At 63.3% G+C, this 17,752-nt stretch carries 9 protein-coding genes; 2 read left to right on the forward strand and 7 right to left on the reverse strand.

Going from position 1 to position 17,752, the window contains the following annotated elements; translation table 11 throughout:
- Positions 1 to 308 precede the first annotated feature (308 nt).
- Complete coding sequence (locus NKI66_RS28850; RefSeq protein WP_352442381.1) at positions 309 to 578, forward strand: DUF6916 family protein; 270 nt, start codon at positions 309 to 311, stop codon at positions 576 to 578.
- A gap of 299 nt (positions 579 to 877) precedes the next feature.
- Here the strand turns inward: NKI66_RS28850 and NKI66_RS28855 are convergent, their stop codons facing one another.
- From NKI66_RS28855 to NKI66_RS28885, 7 genes are all read right to left on the reverse strand, one after another.
- Positions 878 to 1,423, reverse strand: coding sequence for a GNAT family N-acetyltransferase (locus NKI66_RS28855; protein WP_352753752.1), 546 nt, complete (start codon positions 1,421 to 1,423; stop codon positions 878 to 880).
- Positions 1,424 to 1,426: 3 nt separating this feature from the next.
- Positions 1,427 to 2,743 carry a DUF8189 domain-containing protein gene (locus NKI66_RS28860; RefSeq protein ID WP_128304311.1) on the reverse strand — a complete coding sequence of 439 codons (1,317 nt, stop codon included), beginning with the start codon at positions 2,741 to 2,743 and terminating at the stop codon, positions 1,427 to 1,429.
- Between the two features lie 29 nt (positions 2,744 to 2,772).
- Entirely contained in the window at positions 2,773 to 3,297 is a 525-nt protein-coding gene (locus NKI66_RS28865) for a phage tail protein (RefSeq protein ID WP_352753753.1), read from the reverse strand.
- A 9-nt stretch (positions 3,298 to 3,306) separates the two neighbouring features.
- Entirely contained in the window at positions 3,307 to 3,813 is a 507-nt protein-coding gene (locus NKI66_RS28870) for a phage tail protein (RefSeq protein ID WP_023810879.1), read from the reverse strand.
- Positions 3,814 to 3,825: 12 nt separating this feature from the next.
- Complete coding sequence (locus NKI66_RS28875) at positions 3,826 to 4,326, reverse strand: phage tail protein (protein ID WP_023810878.1); 501 nt, start codon at positions 4,324 to 4,326, stop codon at positions 3,826 to 3,828.
- 210 nt (positions 4,327 to 4,536) lie between these two features.
- On the reverse strand, positions 4,537 to 5,202 hold the full coding sequence (locus NKI66_RS28880; protein WP_352753754.1) for a hypothetical protein: 666 nt from the start codon (positions 5,200 to 5,202) through the stop codon (positions 4,537 to 4,539).
- Positions 5,099 to 16,885, reverse strand: coding sequence for a beta strand repeat-containing protein (locus tag NKI66_RS28885; protein WP_352753756.1), 11,787 nt, complete (start codon positions 16,883 to 16,885; stop codon positions 5,099 to 5,101). Before NKI66_RS28885 ends, NKI66_RS28880 begins: the two co-directional genes overlap by 104 nt.
- 257 nt (positions 16,886 to 17,142) lie before the next feature.
- Here NKI66_RS28885 and NKI66_RS28890 point away from each other — a divergent pair, with 257 nt between their 5' ends.
- Entirely contained in the window at positions 17,143 to 17,709 is a 567-nt protein-coding gene (locus NKI66_RS28890; protein WP_245273202.1) for an invasion associated locus B family protein, read from the forward strand.
- Positions 17,710 to 17,752: the final 43 nt, after the last annotated feature.

Here is a 17,752-nt window from a genome sequence, read left to right on the forward strand (position 1 = left end):
TCTATGCTTGTTTGCGCTGATCTTGGGCCGAAAGGAATCCCGCGCAGGAACAAAGTACTACAGCGTCTCTTGCGCGCATAAAAGGACAGGCGGTGCTGTATTTTGGGATGCGGCGGTCGATTGTCTTGGGGAACACGACCGCCGGCCTGCCCGCCTCTGGACAGCTTGCGGCGAAGCGGCGACAGTGCCTCCGCTGGAGCAATTCCCGGAAAAGTGTGTAGTGGTTTCCCTTGCAATTGCGAAGAAACAAAAGCCGGATCAGCGATCCGAACGCTGAACCGCTCCAGCGGACAGATTAAGGAAACGGAATGGCGTCGGTGTCGGATTTCGAGCAGGGACAAACCTTCACCATAGAAGCCGGGGGCCGGCAGATCCCGCTCGAACTGAGCGCGGTCAAGCCCATCGCCGCCAGCCCGCGCCCGGGTGGCGGTTTCTCGCTGCTGTTCAAAGGCCCGCGCGAAATCGCATTGCCGCAGGCGACCTATTTTTTCACGGGGGAAAGCGGCAGCCACGAGATCTTCATCGTGCCGGTCGCCGCCGATGCGACGGGGCGGCTGTACGAGGCGGTGTTCAATTAGGACCCAGTTTTGGGCTGCATGCAGGCCTATCGCATCGTGACAGGGCCTAATGCGACAATCCTTGCCGCCGGCGCCGCCCCTCACTGTCCTGCCGGACATCTCTCCCCGTAAACGGGGCGAGAGTGGCTGGCTGCGACGCGGGCGCCTTTCTTGCAACGCTGGAGAGTGGTGAAATCCGCGGCGAAAGCGTCCCTCTCCCCGTCACTATACGGGGAGAGGATGCCGGCAGGCAGGTGAGGGGCAGCGCAAACGATGACCATAGACAATGATCGCATCTGCCAACAAATCGGTTCCGACGATCATAGATCGTCGCCCCCTGACGGCGCACAGGCCATCAGGTCATAAACGCCCTTGTCCTCGACGACCGCGAAGCCCAGCGCCAGGTAAAGCCGTCTCGCCGGATTGTGCTTCTCGACATGGATCGAGGCTGATTTGCCGGCTAACCATGCCTCGTCGATGAGGTCGCGCAGCAGTGCGGTGCCGTAGCCCTTGCGGCGATGCTCCGGCAGGAAAGCGATGTCGATGATGCGGTGCTGGCTCGGCCAGCGCTCGATGTAGAGGCGGCCGATGTCTTCGCTATCGCGTTCCACCACCAGCCAGTCGGCCTCGGGATAGTGTTTTCGGTAATGCGCGTGCTGGGCCTGGAACTGCATACCGAGGAATTCGGCCTTATGCGCCTCGCTCCACGACGTCACCGCGAGTTCTTCGAAGCGGGTCGAGGCATAGAGCCGCGACAGGAACGGCAAATCCGCTTCCGTCGCAGCGCGGAAGCCGAGCCCGGCCGTGTCAGACCGGGGCCAGACCGGACGGGCCTGCTTCGCTTGCGCCACGCTGGCGTAAATCAACCGTCAGACCGGCGGCGTCAGGTCGCGCACGACGACGATCTGCTTGAGATTGTTGTCGGTCAGCGACGTCCAGTTATACTCCCATTCGGAACTGTCGATGCCCATCTGGTTGATCGTCCACAGGCCGTTGGTGCCGTCCGGCATGAGCGCCAGGCTGAACAAAGCGAGCCGGCCGTCGGCATTGTAGTTGAGCGTCAGGCGCGTCGAGCGAAGGGATGCGCCGAAATCGCGCCATCCCGACCAGTTCTGGGTATAGGCATCCCATTGCGCGTTGAATTGGAGGAAGTGCTGCTGGTCGGCGGCGACCAGCACGATATCGCCGTCGCCCTGGATGCCGGCGGCAAGCGCAAGGTTGGGCGCCCTGGAGTAGCCGGGTGTCGCCCACTGCGTCCACGTATCCGATCCGGCGGGCATCTGGCGCGTATGCAGCACCTGGCCGTTCTGGGTCAGGGCGAACAGATTGGTGGCGCCCAGCGGGCCGACGACCGGCGCCATCTCGATGAAGCCACCTGTCTGGGTCGTGTCGATCTGCACCCAACCCGTCCAGTCGGCGGCCTTCAGGGCCTGCGCCTTCGCCTGCTGGCAGCGATAGAGATGCAGGTTCGAATTGATGCCGAACAGGGCGATGCGGCCGTCGCCCTGGCGTATCGCCGAAACCGTCACCAGCCCGCCGGGGATCTGGATCCAGTCGCTCCACGGTTTGGCCGGCGGCGTCAGCACGTCGACGGTGACGACGATCGGTGTCGTCGTGCCCGGCGGCGTGATGGTTTTCTGCACCTGCACGATCTGGTCCGGATTCTGGTAGATCCACCAGATGCGGCCCTGATTGTCAGTGACGAAGACCTCGATGCGGCCGTCGGCATCGCGCGCCATCGAAAGCTTCTGATAGGAGGTGGCGCCGGGCGGCGTGCCGATGCCCATCGGCGCGGTCCATTTCTCGACCGGGCCGATCTGGTTGGCGTCTTCGGTGATGAAGGACAGATTGGTGGTTCCCGATGGCTGCGCGACCACGGCGACACGGCCGTCCTTGGTGAGGCCCGCCGTCATGATCACCCAGGCGCCGGGCGCGATGAACGACCAGGCCGAAGGCCATGGCCCGTTCGGCGAAAGCTGCGCCTTCTGGATCAACTGCCCCTTGGCGGAATCGATCCCCACCACCATCAGCCGCGACAGTTCGAAAAACGACGTGCCGGCCGGCTTGTGCTGGTAAATGGATGGAGGGCTGGACGGCGCCGGGCGGACACTGGCCCTGGAAGCCGCTTTCGGCGCCGGGGCTTTCGCTGCGGGGGCCTTCGACTTCGGTTCTGCGTTCTTGGCCATCGTACGGTCCTGCCCTTTTGGTTCGGAATTCAGCTTCTTGGCGGGAAGACGCCTTGCAGCGCGATGCAGAAATAGAGCGTCAGATAGGGCTGCAGATTGTTGTGTGGCAGGTCGCCGCCGGCAGGGGGGAGCGATTGAGGACTCATCTGCGTCAGGTTGGCCGCCGGGGTATAGATTGTTGCGTTGGTGGATTTGGCCAGGCTTCGCGTCGATGACGGCGCATTGAGCTCGCCCAGATCAATGTCATGGTCGCGCATTGCGTGAGTGTGGTTAGGAATTTCCGATTCGAGCAGGGTTACCGTTTCCGTACCGCCAGGCTCGCCAAGATCGTGCAGGGACAAGCCCGGCCCCTGACCCCAGAACATCGGCGCACGGCCTTGCAGATCGGGCAAAGCGAAATTGGACTTGCCGTCGCCGCCATAAGTGGTGCCTAGCAGCGAAAACAGCGCCGTGTTCTGCGACAGCGGCAGCAACTGCCCGTCGCACCACGCCCAGCCCCTGGGCGCGAAATTGAACGGAAAGATCCGGATTTCGGCGACGAACGGGTCAGCCATGATGTCCTCTCAGGTGGGCGACGGAAAGATGCCGAAAAGTGAAATGATAAAGCTGATGCAAAGATACGGCTGGAAATTGTTGTGCGGCTGGCTGCCGCCAACGGCTGTTACAGCCTGCTGGGCCATGTTGGTATCGGTCGTGTCCTGGATGTAGGGCAAGGCGCCACCGCCAATCTGTGCAACGACCTTCCCGCTGGGACTGGTATCTTGACCAATATTCAGGGACGCGACCATTGGATGGCTGTGTGAAGGAATCTGGGAAATTGTCATATTGACTTCCTCCACGCCTCCCGTCTCCGCGAGGATAAAGCCGTTGCCCTGATGGAGCGGAACACGGCCTTGCAGGTCGGGCAGCGCAAAGGTGCTCTCGCCATCGCCGCCATAGGTTGTGCCAATCAGCTGGAAAAGTGTCTCGTTCTCCGAGATCGGCAGCAATTGTCCCTCGCAGAACATCCAGCCGGCCGGCGCGAAGTTGCCGGCAAACATGCGTATCTCGCCAACGTAAGGCTGTGCCATGGTCGCGCCTCCTTAATTTGGCGAAGGAAAAATGCCCTGCAGGGCGATGCAGAAGCTCAGCGTCAGGAACGGCTGCATGTTGAGATGCGCCTGACTGCCGCCAATACTGGCAATTGTGCTCGGGCTCAGCGTCGTCACGTTCGCGAAGTCGCTATACAGCCGCCCCGGAACCACCCCCAAAACGTTCCCAACACCATCTTGGCTACTACCGGTGTTTGTGCTGGCCTGCGCAAAATGAACGTGTGTCGGCATTTCGGAAATCGACAGCGTGTGGTTTTGCTCGCCACCGCGCTCGCCAAGTGTGTGACTGCTTCCGACGTGGATTGGGATACGTCCCCGATAATCGGGCAGTGCGAAATTGACCTGGCCGTCACCGCCGAAAGTGGTTCCAAGCAGTGAAAATAGCGCCTGGTTCTGGTTGATTGGCAAAAGCTGCCCGTTACAGAGCGCCCAACCCTTGGGCGGGAAGACAAATGACATAATCCTGATTTCCGATAGAAATGGTTCGGCCATGTCTCACGCCCTCATTAGGTATCAGTAGAATACACGGAACGGCAGCGAAGTCTACTTGACCTTTTCAATAAAATAAGCGTTTCATAGAATAATACGAAGTATTAAACAATAAGAGTGGGAAAAAACTAGCGCAAAATTGTATAGCGTCGCACCAGAGTCACGACGCTCGACAAGCCGAGCGGTGTCGCTACTACCGCCTCCGCGCCGCCATCATGGGAATGGCGGCGTGGCAAGCCCGGTAAATCCGATCGGGAGGGCAACCGGCTCAAACGTCGCGGTAGATCCAGAAACAACTGTATTGCGGCTGTTCAGATAAGCGGCCACTGCGGCGGTATCCGTGTTACCCCCAGCGTAGCCATTGAGGTTGAATGTCCCGGTGAAGCGCTGACGCACTCGGATGTCGCCGGCCGCCATCGTGCCGCCAAGCGAATGGGTGAAGATGTTGGCGAGAGCACCGGCGCCCCCTATGTTCAGATCGACGGACGAACCATCGCCAGACGGCGACGTGATGCCCGACTGAACGAGAATGCCAGCGACTGCATTTCCGGCGCCATCCAGTTTGATGTCAATCGCGTTGCCGGTTATCTGGGCCAGGATGCTGCCGGCGCCGTCCTGTCCGGTCTGGACAAGGATGGCGCGTTGCGAGCCGGCATAATCGATGGTGTTGTTTTTGATCCCGACCCGCATGGCGCCGCCGCCGGCATTGATTACCGATATGCCATCAGCTGTCAGCCCGTTTGCGACCGTGATGGTGTTGTTTTCAATTCGAGCGTCAAAAGTGAAGCCGTTGTCGAACGCCGAGCCGAGTAGGCTCACCACGACGAAGTCGCCCGTGGCCGTACTGCTCAGCGTGTTGCCGGTGGCGACGAGGCTCACATCGCTGTTGTCCCCGGCGCTGACGGACAGCTGATCGTTGTTGCTGCTCGACGTGCTGTTGATGACGTTCAGGTTCATCGTGGAACTGTCGAACGCATCGGCGACGATACCACCGCTGAAGTTGTTGCTCGAATTGGCACCCGAGAAGTTGATCGTGGCGTTCGACGTTCCACGGATGCCGAACAGATACCCGCTGCCAAGCACGGCGCCGGTCGAGCTGCCGCCTGAAATCGTCAGCGCGAGCGTGCCGGAGCTGGAAGTTGTCGTCGCCGCTGCCCGTGATCGTGGTGTTCGTGACCGCGCTGATGCCGGACATGTTGTAGAAATGGATGCCGTCTTCATCCGCGCCATTGCCGGCATTCGATATGCTGCTGTTGCTGAGTGTGAAGTTCGAAACGGTATTGCCGTTGATGCCTTGCTCGGCGCCGCCCGAAATGGCGATCCGGTCCAGCGTCGCCGTAGAGACGTTTTGAAGGTGGATGGCCGCGTTGGTCGCGAGGTTGTCACCGGTCGAAAGCCCCGAATTGTCGGCATCGAGATCGTCGGTGCCGGCATTGGTGAAATTCATGTTCTTCAACGTGATGTTGCTCGCGCTGATGAAACTGGCGCCGCGCCCGGTTGTGTTCTGAATAGTGCCGCCCGAGCCGGCGGTGGTGCCGACGCCTGTAACGGTCAATCCAGCCGAGCCCGTATTGTTGAGCACGATGCCGTTGGTGCCGCCATTCGCCGAAATGCTCTGGAAATTCAGCCCGCTGGCACCGATCGTCGTGTTGACGACGTTGAGCGCCGTGCCTGTGCCGGAGGTGATCGTGTTGCCGGTGCCCTGCACCGTCACCGTCCCTCCGCCCGTGGCGCTGAAGCCGCCGCCGCTCGTTGTGTTGATAATCAGCCCGCCATTGGTGAAGTTGATGGTCGCGCCGGGGTTGCTGGTCAGGATGACGGCGGCATTAACACCGGTCGAGAGCGTCTTGACCGCGCCGCCGAAGTTGATCGTGCCGCCGGCGTTGCTGAGCACGGCAATGCCCAGCCCGCCATCGCTGCGAGTGATCGTGCTGGCGCTGTCGAAATTGATTAAACCGCCGGCCATGCCGCGGATATTTGCGACATTGCCGCCGGGGTTGGTGATGTCGACATTGTTCAGGTTGACGACCGCGCTGACGTCGTCATTGCCTGGCGTGCCCTGATCGCCGTCGACGACAAAGGCATGGTTCGCAGCCCCCGCGTCGGTCTGGATGGCGACATTGTTGAAGGTGTAGGTGCCGGTCGCGTTGTTCAGCGAATCGCCGAGAATGGTGATGCCGGCCGTGCCCGTCAGGCTGGCATTGTTGACGGTGACGCTGCCCGCCGCGCCGTCGATCACAATGCCGGTGCCGCCGGTGTCGTTGAGCCCGTTCGCCACGGCAGTGGTGAAATTCAGCGAACCGCCGGCGGTGTCGGCGACGACGATCATGCGCTGGCCGGCGGTGGCTTGCGTGATCGTGCCGGCATAGGTGACGGTGGCGGTGCCGCCATTGACATTGAACGCGGTGCCGCTCGGGCTGGTGATCGAGGTGCCGGTGCCGAAATTGAACGTGCCGCCCGAGCCGTTGAGGATGTCGACGCTGGCATTGCCGCCATTCAGCGTCGTCGTGCCGACGAAACTGTAGATGCCGTCCGCATTGTCGAACTGCAGGCCGGTGCCGTTCGTCGCCGACAGCGCGCCGGTGGCGAAGTTGAGCGTGCCGCTGTGGCCGCCCGCGACGCTGACCAGGGTGGCATTGTTCGACTGGCTGACATTGCCGGTATAGTTGAGGTTGGCGGTGCCGCCGCTGACAGCGATGGTTGCCGCGCTGCCGCCGACCAGCGAGCCGGCGCCGAGATTGATCGTCCCCAACCCGATCACGTTGGTGAGGACGACGGCGCTGTTGCCGCCGGCGCCGTTGCTGGTCGAGGAAAAATTCATGCCGGTGGCCGCGACGGTGACGCCGCTCAGGTTCATCGCCACACCGGTGCCCGTGGCGATGGAGTTGCCCACGCCGGTGACGCTGACCGTGCCGGAGCCCGTGGCATTGAAGCCGGCGCCTGCCGAGGTCACGATCGCCAGACCGCCGCCGTTGAAATTGACCGTCACCGGGGCGCTGTTGCCGGCAATATCGACGCCAAGCCCGCCGCCGCTCATGCCGATGGCGTAGCTGGCGCCGCTGATGTTGTAGGTGCCGCCGGTGTTGGCGGTGATCGATATGCCGGTGCCCCCGCCGGTAAAGCTGTTCGAGGCGCCGGACGCCGTCACCGTGCCGCCTGCATTGTTGTTCAGCGATACGCCCAGCCCGCTGGCCGTCAGATTGCCGCTCAGGGCGACGAGGCCGGCGCCGGCAAGCCGGCTCTGGACATTCAGCGCCGGACTGAATGCGCCCGAATTGTTGACCGTGCCCGAATAGCTCACGGCAGCCGTGCCGCCGACGACATTGAACGACGCGCCCGTCGCCCCGCTGAGCGCGCCGGTGCCGAGATTGAGCGCGCCGCCGATATTGGTCAGGCTGACATTGTTGACGCCGCCGGTCGACGAGGTCGAATCGAGCGCGATGGTGGCGGCGACACCGGAGAGATTGATCGCTGTGCCGCCGGTTGCGTTCACCGTCTGGGCGGCAGCCGTAGCGGTGATGCCCATCGTGCCGCCGGTGGCGAGAATGCCGGTGCCGGCGGTGGTGTCGATGGTGACGCCGTTGGTGAAGCTGGTTGTGCCGCCGGCCTGCGAGAGACCAACGCCGCTGGTCGTGTCGATGTTGGCGAGACCGGTGACGTTGAGCGTGCCGGTCTGGACTCGGATGCCCCCGCCTGTGTTGGGGACGGTGACATTGTTCACCGTCACCGTGTTGAAGTTGAAGGTGCCAGTGTTGGTGTTGATGGCATCGATGCCGAAGCCCGTCGTGTTGGTGATGCTTGTCCCGCCGGTGACGGTGAAGGTCCCGGCGACGCCGTCGAAGATGATGCCGCTGGCGCCGCCTAGGGCGCTGACGGTGGCAAACGTCATGTTGACGGTCAGCGGATCGAGATCGAATGCCGCGCCGTTCGTGGTGGTGACCACGCCACCGCTGTTGTTCAACGTGAAATTGGTGGTTTTGGTGTTGGCGATGACACCGGTGCCGCCATTGTTGGCAAGGCTGAGCGTGCCCAGATCAAGGGTACCGCTGGTGTTGGTGAAACTGAGGCCATTGCCCTGGACGCGAGCGCCTGGGTTACCGATGCCGAGCGTGCCAGCGCTGACGGTGCCGCCGGCGCCGTCGGAATCGAAGCGGACATTGTTGAAGGCGATGCCGCCACTGCCGGCGCCGCCGGTCACCTTGTTGCCGGCAAACGACCTGATCGCAATTGAATTGTCGGTCGCATTGATGTTCTGACCGGCGAAGGACGCTGCGAGGCCGGAGCCGGTCGATTGCAGCGTGTTGCCGTCAATCGACAGCAGAAGCGTATTGGCCGGAGCTCCCGTGGTGGAGAAATCGAGCGCGTTGCCGCCGGCGGCGATGGTGTTGTTCCTGACGAAGAAACTGGAGGCGCCGGTCGCGTTGACGGCAACGCCCGCACCGGAACCGAGATTGCTGACGATCAGGTTCTGGATGCCGCCCGTGAAGATGCCGCTGCCTGATGTCGCCAGATTGATGACCTGCGTGGCGTTGTTGCTCTGCAGGACCGGCCGCAGCGTGTCGATGCCCCCCGGCGCCGAAATGATCGGCGAGTTCTGCACCGTGGTGAAGTGGAACGCGGCGGAGGCGCCGCTGCTGGTGTCGACACCGAGCTGCGAAACATCGACGGCCGCGTCGCCGCTCTTGAAGGCGAGCAGCACCTGCCCGTCATCGAGGTTGAACGTGGTGCCGCTGAGGTCGATGGTTTCCTGGGCGCCGTTGACGTTCTTGTCGATCAGGACCACGACGTTGGCCGTGGAAGCCTGTGCGCCCGCGTAACTGCCCGGATTGGCGAGGCTGCCGTCGCCGGTGCCGCCTTCGGTGACGTAGTAGACGCTGATCGATGACAGGTTCGAAACGTCGCCGGTGAAATTGACGTCGTTGAAATTGTAGTCGCCATTGGTCGGCAAGCTATCGGTGGTGTGGATGACCTGGCCGCCGGTGGTTGCGATCGACGACTCGGCCGGGCCGGCGCCGTCGCCGAACACCAGCCTGGCGTCGGTGGCGCTGGAGAACTGCACGCCATAGCCGACATTGGCGATAGTCGATTTCTGGCCGGCCGGATTGTTGTTGACGGTGTCGCCGAGCTGGATCGTGCCCGTGCCGGTGGTGCCGGCCATGTCAATTCCGATCGTGCCGGCGAAGCCGCCGCCGTCTACATCAAAATCGTCCGCGGTGATGTTGCTCGCGCCGAGCGCCGCGCCGTTGAGGTCGAGGCCGACCGCATTGGCGGCATTGAGCCCGATGGTCAGGCTGGCGAAATTCAGCGTCGAGCCGAGCGTGCCAGAGACCTGGACGCCGGTCGTGGTGACGCCCTGCAGGTCGACCGCGCCGAGATTGAGGGTGCCGCCGCTGACATTGTTGAGCGATATGCCGGTCGCCGCGCCATTGACCGAAATCGTATCGAACTTGATACCACCGGCGCCGACCGTCGCGCCTTTCGCCCCGGCGACGACCGCCGTCGCGTCGCCAAGCTTCAGCGCCGTGCCCGTGCCGGTGGTGATGGTGTTGCCGTCGCCGGTGACGCTGATCGTGCCGGGGCCAAAGGTGCTGGCGGTGAAGCCGGCGCCGCTGCTGGTGGTGATGACGAGGCCGCCATTGGTGAAGTTGAGCGTGCCCTTGGTCTGCGGGTCCATCACGTACGACGGTGCCTTGACGATGGCATCGTTGGCGCCGGTGTTGAATATCTTCGACGTACCAGAGAAGGTGACCGTGCCGTTGGCCGAGCCGCCGATGGCGACACCCTCGCCACCGCTGTGATCGATGGTGCTCGAAATATCGTATATGCCTTCGGCATGGCCAAAGAAGTCGAAGGCCGTCGATGACGTGGTGGAAACGACGGAACCGCTCATGTTCAGACGGGTCGCATCGCCGCTGGCGCTTATCACCGATCCCGCACCTACCGTGATCGAACCTTTGTAGGTCAGCGTGGTGAAGGCCAGGTCATTGCCGCCGCCGAGGCTGATAGCCGAGACGGTGGTGTTCGTGATGCTGGCGCTGCCGTTGACGCCGACGTTGACGGTCCCGCCCTGCGAGCTCTGTATGATGCCGAACTGGCCGCCATCGATGGTCAGGGTGGATCCGGCGACATTGGCGATGTTGACGGTGCCAACCTCGGGACCGCCGATATCGAACCCGGCATATTGGACGTCGAGATCGATCGTGCCGGTGAAGTTGACCTCCCCGGTGCCACTCAGGGCGTACAGCCAGGCGCCGGTGTATCCAGTATCCCTCAGGCCGCCGATGTTGACATCCCCGACGAGATTGGCGCCCAACAGCGTCACGCCGGCACCGCCGGGGTCGCCGGGAAGAGCAGGGATCGTGGAGTCCGCCGAGATGCTGTCGAAGGTAATGCCGGCGCTGCCGACATTGGCACCATACACCACAAGTCCGTCGCTGCCGGCATTGATCTCGTTGCCGGCGCCGGTGACGGTAATGATGGTGGAGGTTGCGCCAGCCGGGCCTAAATCGCCAATTGCGACGAAGCCCGCCCCGGTCATTGTCGTTATAGCAAGGCCACCATTGGTGAAGTCGATCGTGCTGTTGGTATTGAGTGCCGGGACGGCTGAAGCGTAATTGCCAATGATGCCCAAGCTCACGCCGTCCGTCGCGCCCGAGCTGATCACCTTGCTGGTGCCCGAGAAGGTGATCGCGGCCGCGTCGTTGCCGGCAACGACGATGTTGCCGCCGGCCGCCGCATTGGTATCGGTGAGATTGCCCGACAGCGTCACCGAGCCGCCGGTCATGCTCTGGATCGACACCGCGGCGCCCGTGCCGTTGCTGGCGATCGTGCCGCCATAGGAAATCGTCGCGTTGCCGCCGCTGGCTGCGGTCCCCGAGCCGACATTGAACGACGTGCCCGAACCGGTGTTGGTCAGCGTACCGGTGCCGAAGCTTGCCGTGCCGCTGAGGTTCTGCAGGTCGACGCCGCTGCCGGAAGCGAATGTGGCACTTGTCGAGGCGAAGTTGATACCGGCCGTGATGCCGTCGAGCGCCGCCGCCTGCGCGTTGGTGGCGTTGATCGTGCCGGTCACGACATTGACCGTGCCGCCGCCGGTGGCGCTGAACGCTGTCACGCCGTTCGTGGAGACATCCAGATCCGCGAAGGTGATGACAGAGCCCGTATTGCCGGTCAGCGAGACGCCATTGCCGTTGACCGTCACCTTGTCGGTGAAATCGACCAGGCCGCCGCTGCGGTTGGCGATCGAGATGCCGCCGCCGGTCAGCGTGCCCGCCGGTCCGCTGTTGGGCAGCGTGCCGCGCGTGACCGTGATGTTGCCGGTGCCGCCATCGACGTCGAGCAGCGTGCCGGCAACGTTGACGTTGTTGTCTGTGATCGACAAATTGGTGTCGAGGCCGACGACCTTGAACGCCGTCTGGCCGGTGGCGACATTGCTGACCGTGACGCCCTGGATGACGATACCGCCGACATTGCTGAAGCCGGCAGCATTCTGGTCGATGGTGAAGACCGAACCGCTGCCGCCAGTGAAGTCGAATGCGGTGTCGCGCACCTGATTGCTGCCGAGCAGCTGCAACGTATCGCCGCCCGTGCTCTTGACCACGCCCTCATTGCCGGTGACGTTGCCGCCGGTGGCGCCGAGATTGCCCTGGACATTGATCGGCTGGATGGTGCCGGAGGTGATGATCGAACTGCCGTTGCCGAAGCCGGCGATCGACTGGCCCGAATCGAGCGTGAACGGCATGGCGCTCAGATCGACGGTGCCGACAAAGGCGAAGGTCTGCGTGCCGGTCATGGCATCGGCCTGGGCGGCCGTGACCGTGGTCACGTCGGCGCTGAGCCCGTCCGTGTTGGCGTGGACGATGCCACCGTCCTGGGAAATCATGACGACCGCGCCGACCGCGCTGGCCAGATGGGCGGGACCGGAGAAGGTGACATCGTCGAAATCATAATTGCCGAGCGTCGGATCGAGCCCGATCGTGTTGACTGTGTAGCCGCCGGCGGTCGCGCTGATGAAGGATTCCAGCCCGTCACCCGCATTGCCGTCACCAAAGGTGAAATTGGCGTTGGCGGAGGTCGCCGTTGTGCCGCCGGACGACAGTTCGACGCCGACGCCAACCTTCGAGATGCTGGAGCCCTGCAGGAAGGTGATGGTCTTGTTGCCGATGGTCGACGACAGGTCGATGCCGCGCGAGGTCAGGTCGTCGGTGCCGGTGATCGTCGTCACGCCAAAATCGGCTGTCGTTGACGAACCGCTGAAGTCGATGCCGGTCTGGTTGGCGCCGGAGCCCATCGTCACATTGGTTGTTCCAAATGTGACATCGGCATTGGTCAGGGCGAAGTTGATGCCGGCTGGACCGACGGTCGAACCCATCGTCACGCTGGTGGTGCCGAAGGTGACGGCGCCGGCATTGTTGCCGATGCCGATGCCGTCCGCGCCAGCGCCCGTCACCGTAACCGCTCCGAAGGTCGCCGATGCGGTGCTGGCGACATTGGCGACGGCCAGGCCGGTGCTCGTGGCATTGGTGATCGACAGCGGCGCGGTGACGTTCAGCGTCGCCGTGCCGGCAAGGCCGACAACAACCACACCGCCGCCGCCTGTCGCCGAGAGTGTCGGGCCGGTGAAGCTGATCGCGCCGCCGACCGGGGGCAGCGACGAGCCGATCGCGAAAAGATTGCCGTTGCCGGTCGAGGTGACGCTGCCGCTGAAGGTCACCGAGCCGCCGGTGGTGCCGTCGACCTTGACCGCCGTGCCTGGCGCGGTTGCCGAGCTGAATATGTTGGCTGCTACACCGATTGTCGCGCTGCCACCGGAAATGACGACACCGTCGCCAACGCCCGAATTGGTGATGGTGCCACCGAGGATCGTGATCGAGCCCGTGTTGTTGGTCAGGCTGACATCGGTGCCCGCGACATTGGTCGTCATCAGATTGGTGATGGTGAAGGTCGATGACGAAGCGTTGATTGCAAGGCCGTTGATGCCGCCACCGGTGCCGCCGATAGTGACATTGCCACCCAGGAACGGGCCGCCCGAGACGGCATTGAAGTTGAGCGCCGTGGCTGCCACGACGCCTGTCGTGATGCTGTCGAACGCCATGCCGCCGGTGCCGATGGTGACGCCGTCGAGATAGATCGCGTGGCCGGTGCCGGTGGTGATCTGCTCCGTGCCCGCGGCCGCGACATTGACCGTACCGCCGCCGGTGGCGCTGAAGCCGGTGCCGGTCGTGGTGGTGAGGTCGAGCCCGCCGTTGAATTTGATTGTGCCGCCGGTGTTGCCACTCAGGTTGATCGCGAAGGCGGTGGCGGTGCTGGCGGTGATCGCTCCGCCGAACGTGGCACTGCCGCCGCTCATGCCAGAGATCGTCACCGCGCTGGTAGCAGCGGTCTGGTTGATGGTGCCGTTGTAGGTGACGTTGGGCGTCGAGTTGCTGATGGAGAAGGCGTTGCTGCTCGTGTTGGCGATGGAACTCCCGACCCCGAAGGTCAAGGTTCCGCTGGAACCGCCGACGATGCCTATGCCTACGCCGCCGCCGGTGATGTCGAGATCGTCGAAGGTGGCGATGCCGTCGAAATTGTTGGTGGACAGCGCGGCACTGGTGGCGTTGGTGATCTTGGTGTTGCCGGTGAAATTGACGGTCGCGCTCGAACCAACAAGCGCGATGCCGGTTTGAGATGCGGTCTGGACGGTCAGGTCGTCGACCGAGACCGTACCGGTCACTCCATCGAGGAAGAGGCCGGTAGCGACATTGCTGACCGTCACGCCTTGGACGGTCAGGCCATTGATGCCCAGGCCGTGTATGCCGGCGGCGGCGCCACCGGAAATATTGAAATCGAGCAACGTGTTGCCGTTGCCCAGCGTCACGACATCGCCGCCGCCGGAACTGGTCAGCGTTGCCGCGCCCGCGGAATCCGAGATGGATTCGTCATGATGGACGTTGGTGCCGGTGACATTCAACGGCACCCCGCCGAGCGAGAACTCGCGGCCGTTGCCGAACGAGGCCAGTTCCTGTCCGTCGCTCAGCGAGAAGCCGGTGGCGTCGTCGATTGTCCCGCGGTTGACCAGCACAATGATGGCGTCGCTGGCGGTAATGCTGTCGGCATAATCGATCGAGGCGAGGTCGGTGATCGACGTGCCGCCGCCCGAAGCCCCGGCCGCGACGAAGATATAGTTGCGCAGATCGTAAAGTTGCAGGCCGGTAAACTGTGTCGTGCCGAAGGCGTAGTGGCCGCTGCCCTCATTGAGCCCGCGCGCATCGAGCGAGGCGGTGATGCCGGAGATGGAGCTGGAATCGCCGCCGAAGGTAAATTCGGCGTTGGCCGTGGCCCCCGGCGTGCCGGCTATGCCCAGCCGCACGCCGGTATCGACATTGGTGATGACGCCGCCAACGGTGATGGTGATGACCGCCCCGCCAACACTCGGTGAGGTCAGGTCGATGCCGATCGAGCCGGCAGCACCGGTGCCGGTGATGTTGAGCGACTGCGCGGTGAAATTGGTCCTGGATCCGGAGAAGTCGAGGCCGGTGCCGACACCCAGTCCGGAGATGACGATGTTGCCGGCGACCACCGCCGCATTGACGCCGGCAAACGAGATGCCGTCGGCGCCGGGGTTGGTGATGCTGATGTCGCCGAAGCGGATCGTCGCCGGCGAATCCGAAATGGCGATCGCTGGTCCGGTCGTGTTGGAGATCGTCGTCGCACCGTTGACCGTGAAGCTGCCCGCGACATTCTCGAGCACGACACCCGACGTGCCGCCGCTCTGGCTGATCGAGTCCAGCACCACATGAGCGGTGATCGGATCGATGAAGACGGCGGTGCCGCCATTGCCCGATATTGTGCCGCCGGTGGTGGTGAACGTCCCGCCGGTCGAGGTGCCCTGCACGGTGATGCCGCGGTCGGTATTGTCCTGCGCATTGACGGTGGCGAAGGTGTAGGTGCCCTTGCCGGTGATATCGAGACCGTCGTCGAGATTGCCCTGCAGCAGCGTCGTGCCGGTGAAATTGTAGGTGCCGTCGCCGTCGATGTGCAGACCGTCGAGGCCGTTGCCGGTGGCGGTGAAGTTGGAGCCGGTAATGCCGGTCGAGCTGCCCGTGAAGTCGGCGCCGTTGCCGCCCGCACCGGTGACCGTCACATTGGTCAGCGTCGCGCCAGTGATGTTGTTGCCCAAAATGCCGTTGGCGCCGCCCGTGATGGTGATGCCGTTGAGCGTGTTGCCGTTGCCCAGCGTGATGACGGGGTTGACGACGTTGGTGCCCTGGATCGTGCCGTCGCTGCCGCCCAGGTTGAAGGTGCTGGTGCCGCCACCGAACAGCCTGGCGGTGACGCTTTCGCCGCCGCCGATGACGGTCTGGCCATTGGCGAGCGTCACGCCGCCGGTCGTCAGATTGCCGTTGCCGCCAAGCGCGACGACAAAGCCGTTCGCACCCGACTTGGTCACGGCGTCGTCCAGCGTCGTCGGGTCGGCCAGCGTGCCGGCGCCGGCGAGGCCGCCGTCGGCGAAATAGAACTTGCCGAAGGCGGCACTGGTGGCGGCGTTGATGGCGATGCGCGTGGTCGTGCCGCCGGTCAGCGTCTGCGACTGGACGCGGACGCCGATGTCGCCACGCACCCGTTCGTTGACGCGCTTGCGAAGGCCTTCGCTGACCGGATAGACCGGCTCCGCCCCGCTATCGGTCCCGTCTGCATTGTCCGAGCCGCTGCCAGGATTGAACGGGATGTTCAGCCGCACACTGCCGGCGAACTGGGTGTCGTCGCGATTGTCGTTGCGGACCTCGCCGGCGAAGACCAGTTCCGTGTTGCTGCCGAAGACATCGCCGATCGTATACTCGAACCCGGCCTTGGCGCCGGTGACGCTGCCGTCGTCGCCATGCGGATCCTCGAAATGATAGCCGCCGATGTCGAGCCGCAGCGAATGCTTGTCGGGCAGGGCGACCGGCACCTGCGCACCGATCTCGCCCTCGATGCCCCACGCCGCGTAGTCGCGGTGGTCGATGACCGAGATCTGCTCGATCAGCTGGTTGCTGACCATCGACAGGGTCGAGCTGGCCGAGTGATCCGTTGAATCGCCCTTGATCGGCAGATAGACGTTCACATGCGCATCGAAATGAGGCGTGATCGCCTCGGCGCCCAGCGTGGCGGCGGTGAACTGGGTGGAGTTGTAGTTCTCGATGTTGAGGTAGGCGTAGCCGCCGATCATCAGGTCCGGGTTGACGATGCGGCGAATGCCGAGGCCGACATCCTGGCCGAAACCATCCTTGAAATCGTGCTTGGCCCGGACATCCAGGAACAGCACGGATTCGGCCGTCTGCTTGAGCGGGATGAAACCTTCGAGCGCGGCGTTGCCGCCATTGTTGTCGGCGCCGATGATAGCGCGGATCTGCGGCTGCCACAGGCCGTTCGGATCGGCATGGGCCGCCAGACCGGAAAGGCCGAGCGCCAGCGTCGTCAGCGCCGTCGTCTTCCAGAGATGCCTGGCGATTCGCGAACGGCGATAGCCGGCGCGAGCGTGGAAATCCTCCCCACGCGCCGCTATCTCACCAACTTGCCGAGAAGTCTCGGTAGTTCCCATCCCTGGCGAGTCCTTCGGGGCCTACACGCGCCCCGTGTAAATCCTTAATCGAATTCTATTGTATAGCGAGTCTCGGGCGCTCCGATTTCTGAAAGCTCCCTGTAAAATTGTTCGCTGTATCCGAAAGGTCACAGTAATTTCGCCGGCTTTCTTGCCTCCGGTCGAGCTTTCGAAACAGTCGCGGGTGTTGTATCAAGCCGTGCTCGGGAGAATACCGGGCGCGGTGAGGAAACATGCAAGACGTCCGGCAAAATAACATGACAGCTACTTTAGCGAAGTCTAATTTACTTGGCGTGGCCGCGGGGCTGACCGCCCTGTGGCTTGGTCTGGCCGCCGGCCCAGCCCTTGCCGAAGATGCCAAGCCGGCCCAGCCAAAGCCGGCTGAAAGCAATGCAAAACCGGCCGATGCCAATCCATGGGCAGTGAACTGCTCCAGCGGTTCGGCGACCAGCGAGCTTCAGTGCCAGGTTTCGCAGAACCTGACCGAGGCCAAGACCGGGCAGCGCGTGCTGACCGTGACCGTGCGCCGCGACAACGGCAATGGCAGCCTCGCCATGCTGCTTGCCCTGCCACACGGCCTGTTCCTGCCGTCCGGCGCCTCCTTCCAGATCGACCAGGGCCAGAAGACGACGATTGCCATCCAGACCAGCGACCAGAACGGCGCTTATGCCGCCACGCCGCTGTCGGCGGATCTCATCAAGGCAATGAAGTCCGGCACCAATCTGAACATCGGCATGGAATCGGTCACCCGCAAGCCGGTCACCATCCCGGTGTCGCTGGCTGGCTTCACGGCCGCCGTCGCCAAGCTGGAATCGATCAAGTAGCTGCTGTCAGCGGCTTGATTGTCGATGCGCGGAGTGCTTCGTT

The organism is Mesorhizobium sp. M0518, assembly GCF_040321125.1.
Taxonomy (GTDB): Bacteria; Pseudomonadota; Alphaproteobacteria; order Rhizobiales; family Rhizobiaceae; genus Mesorhizobium.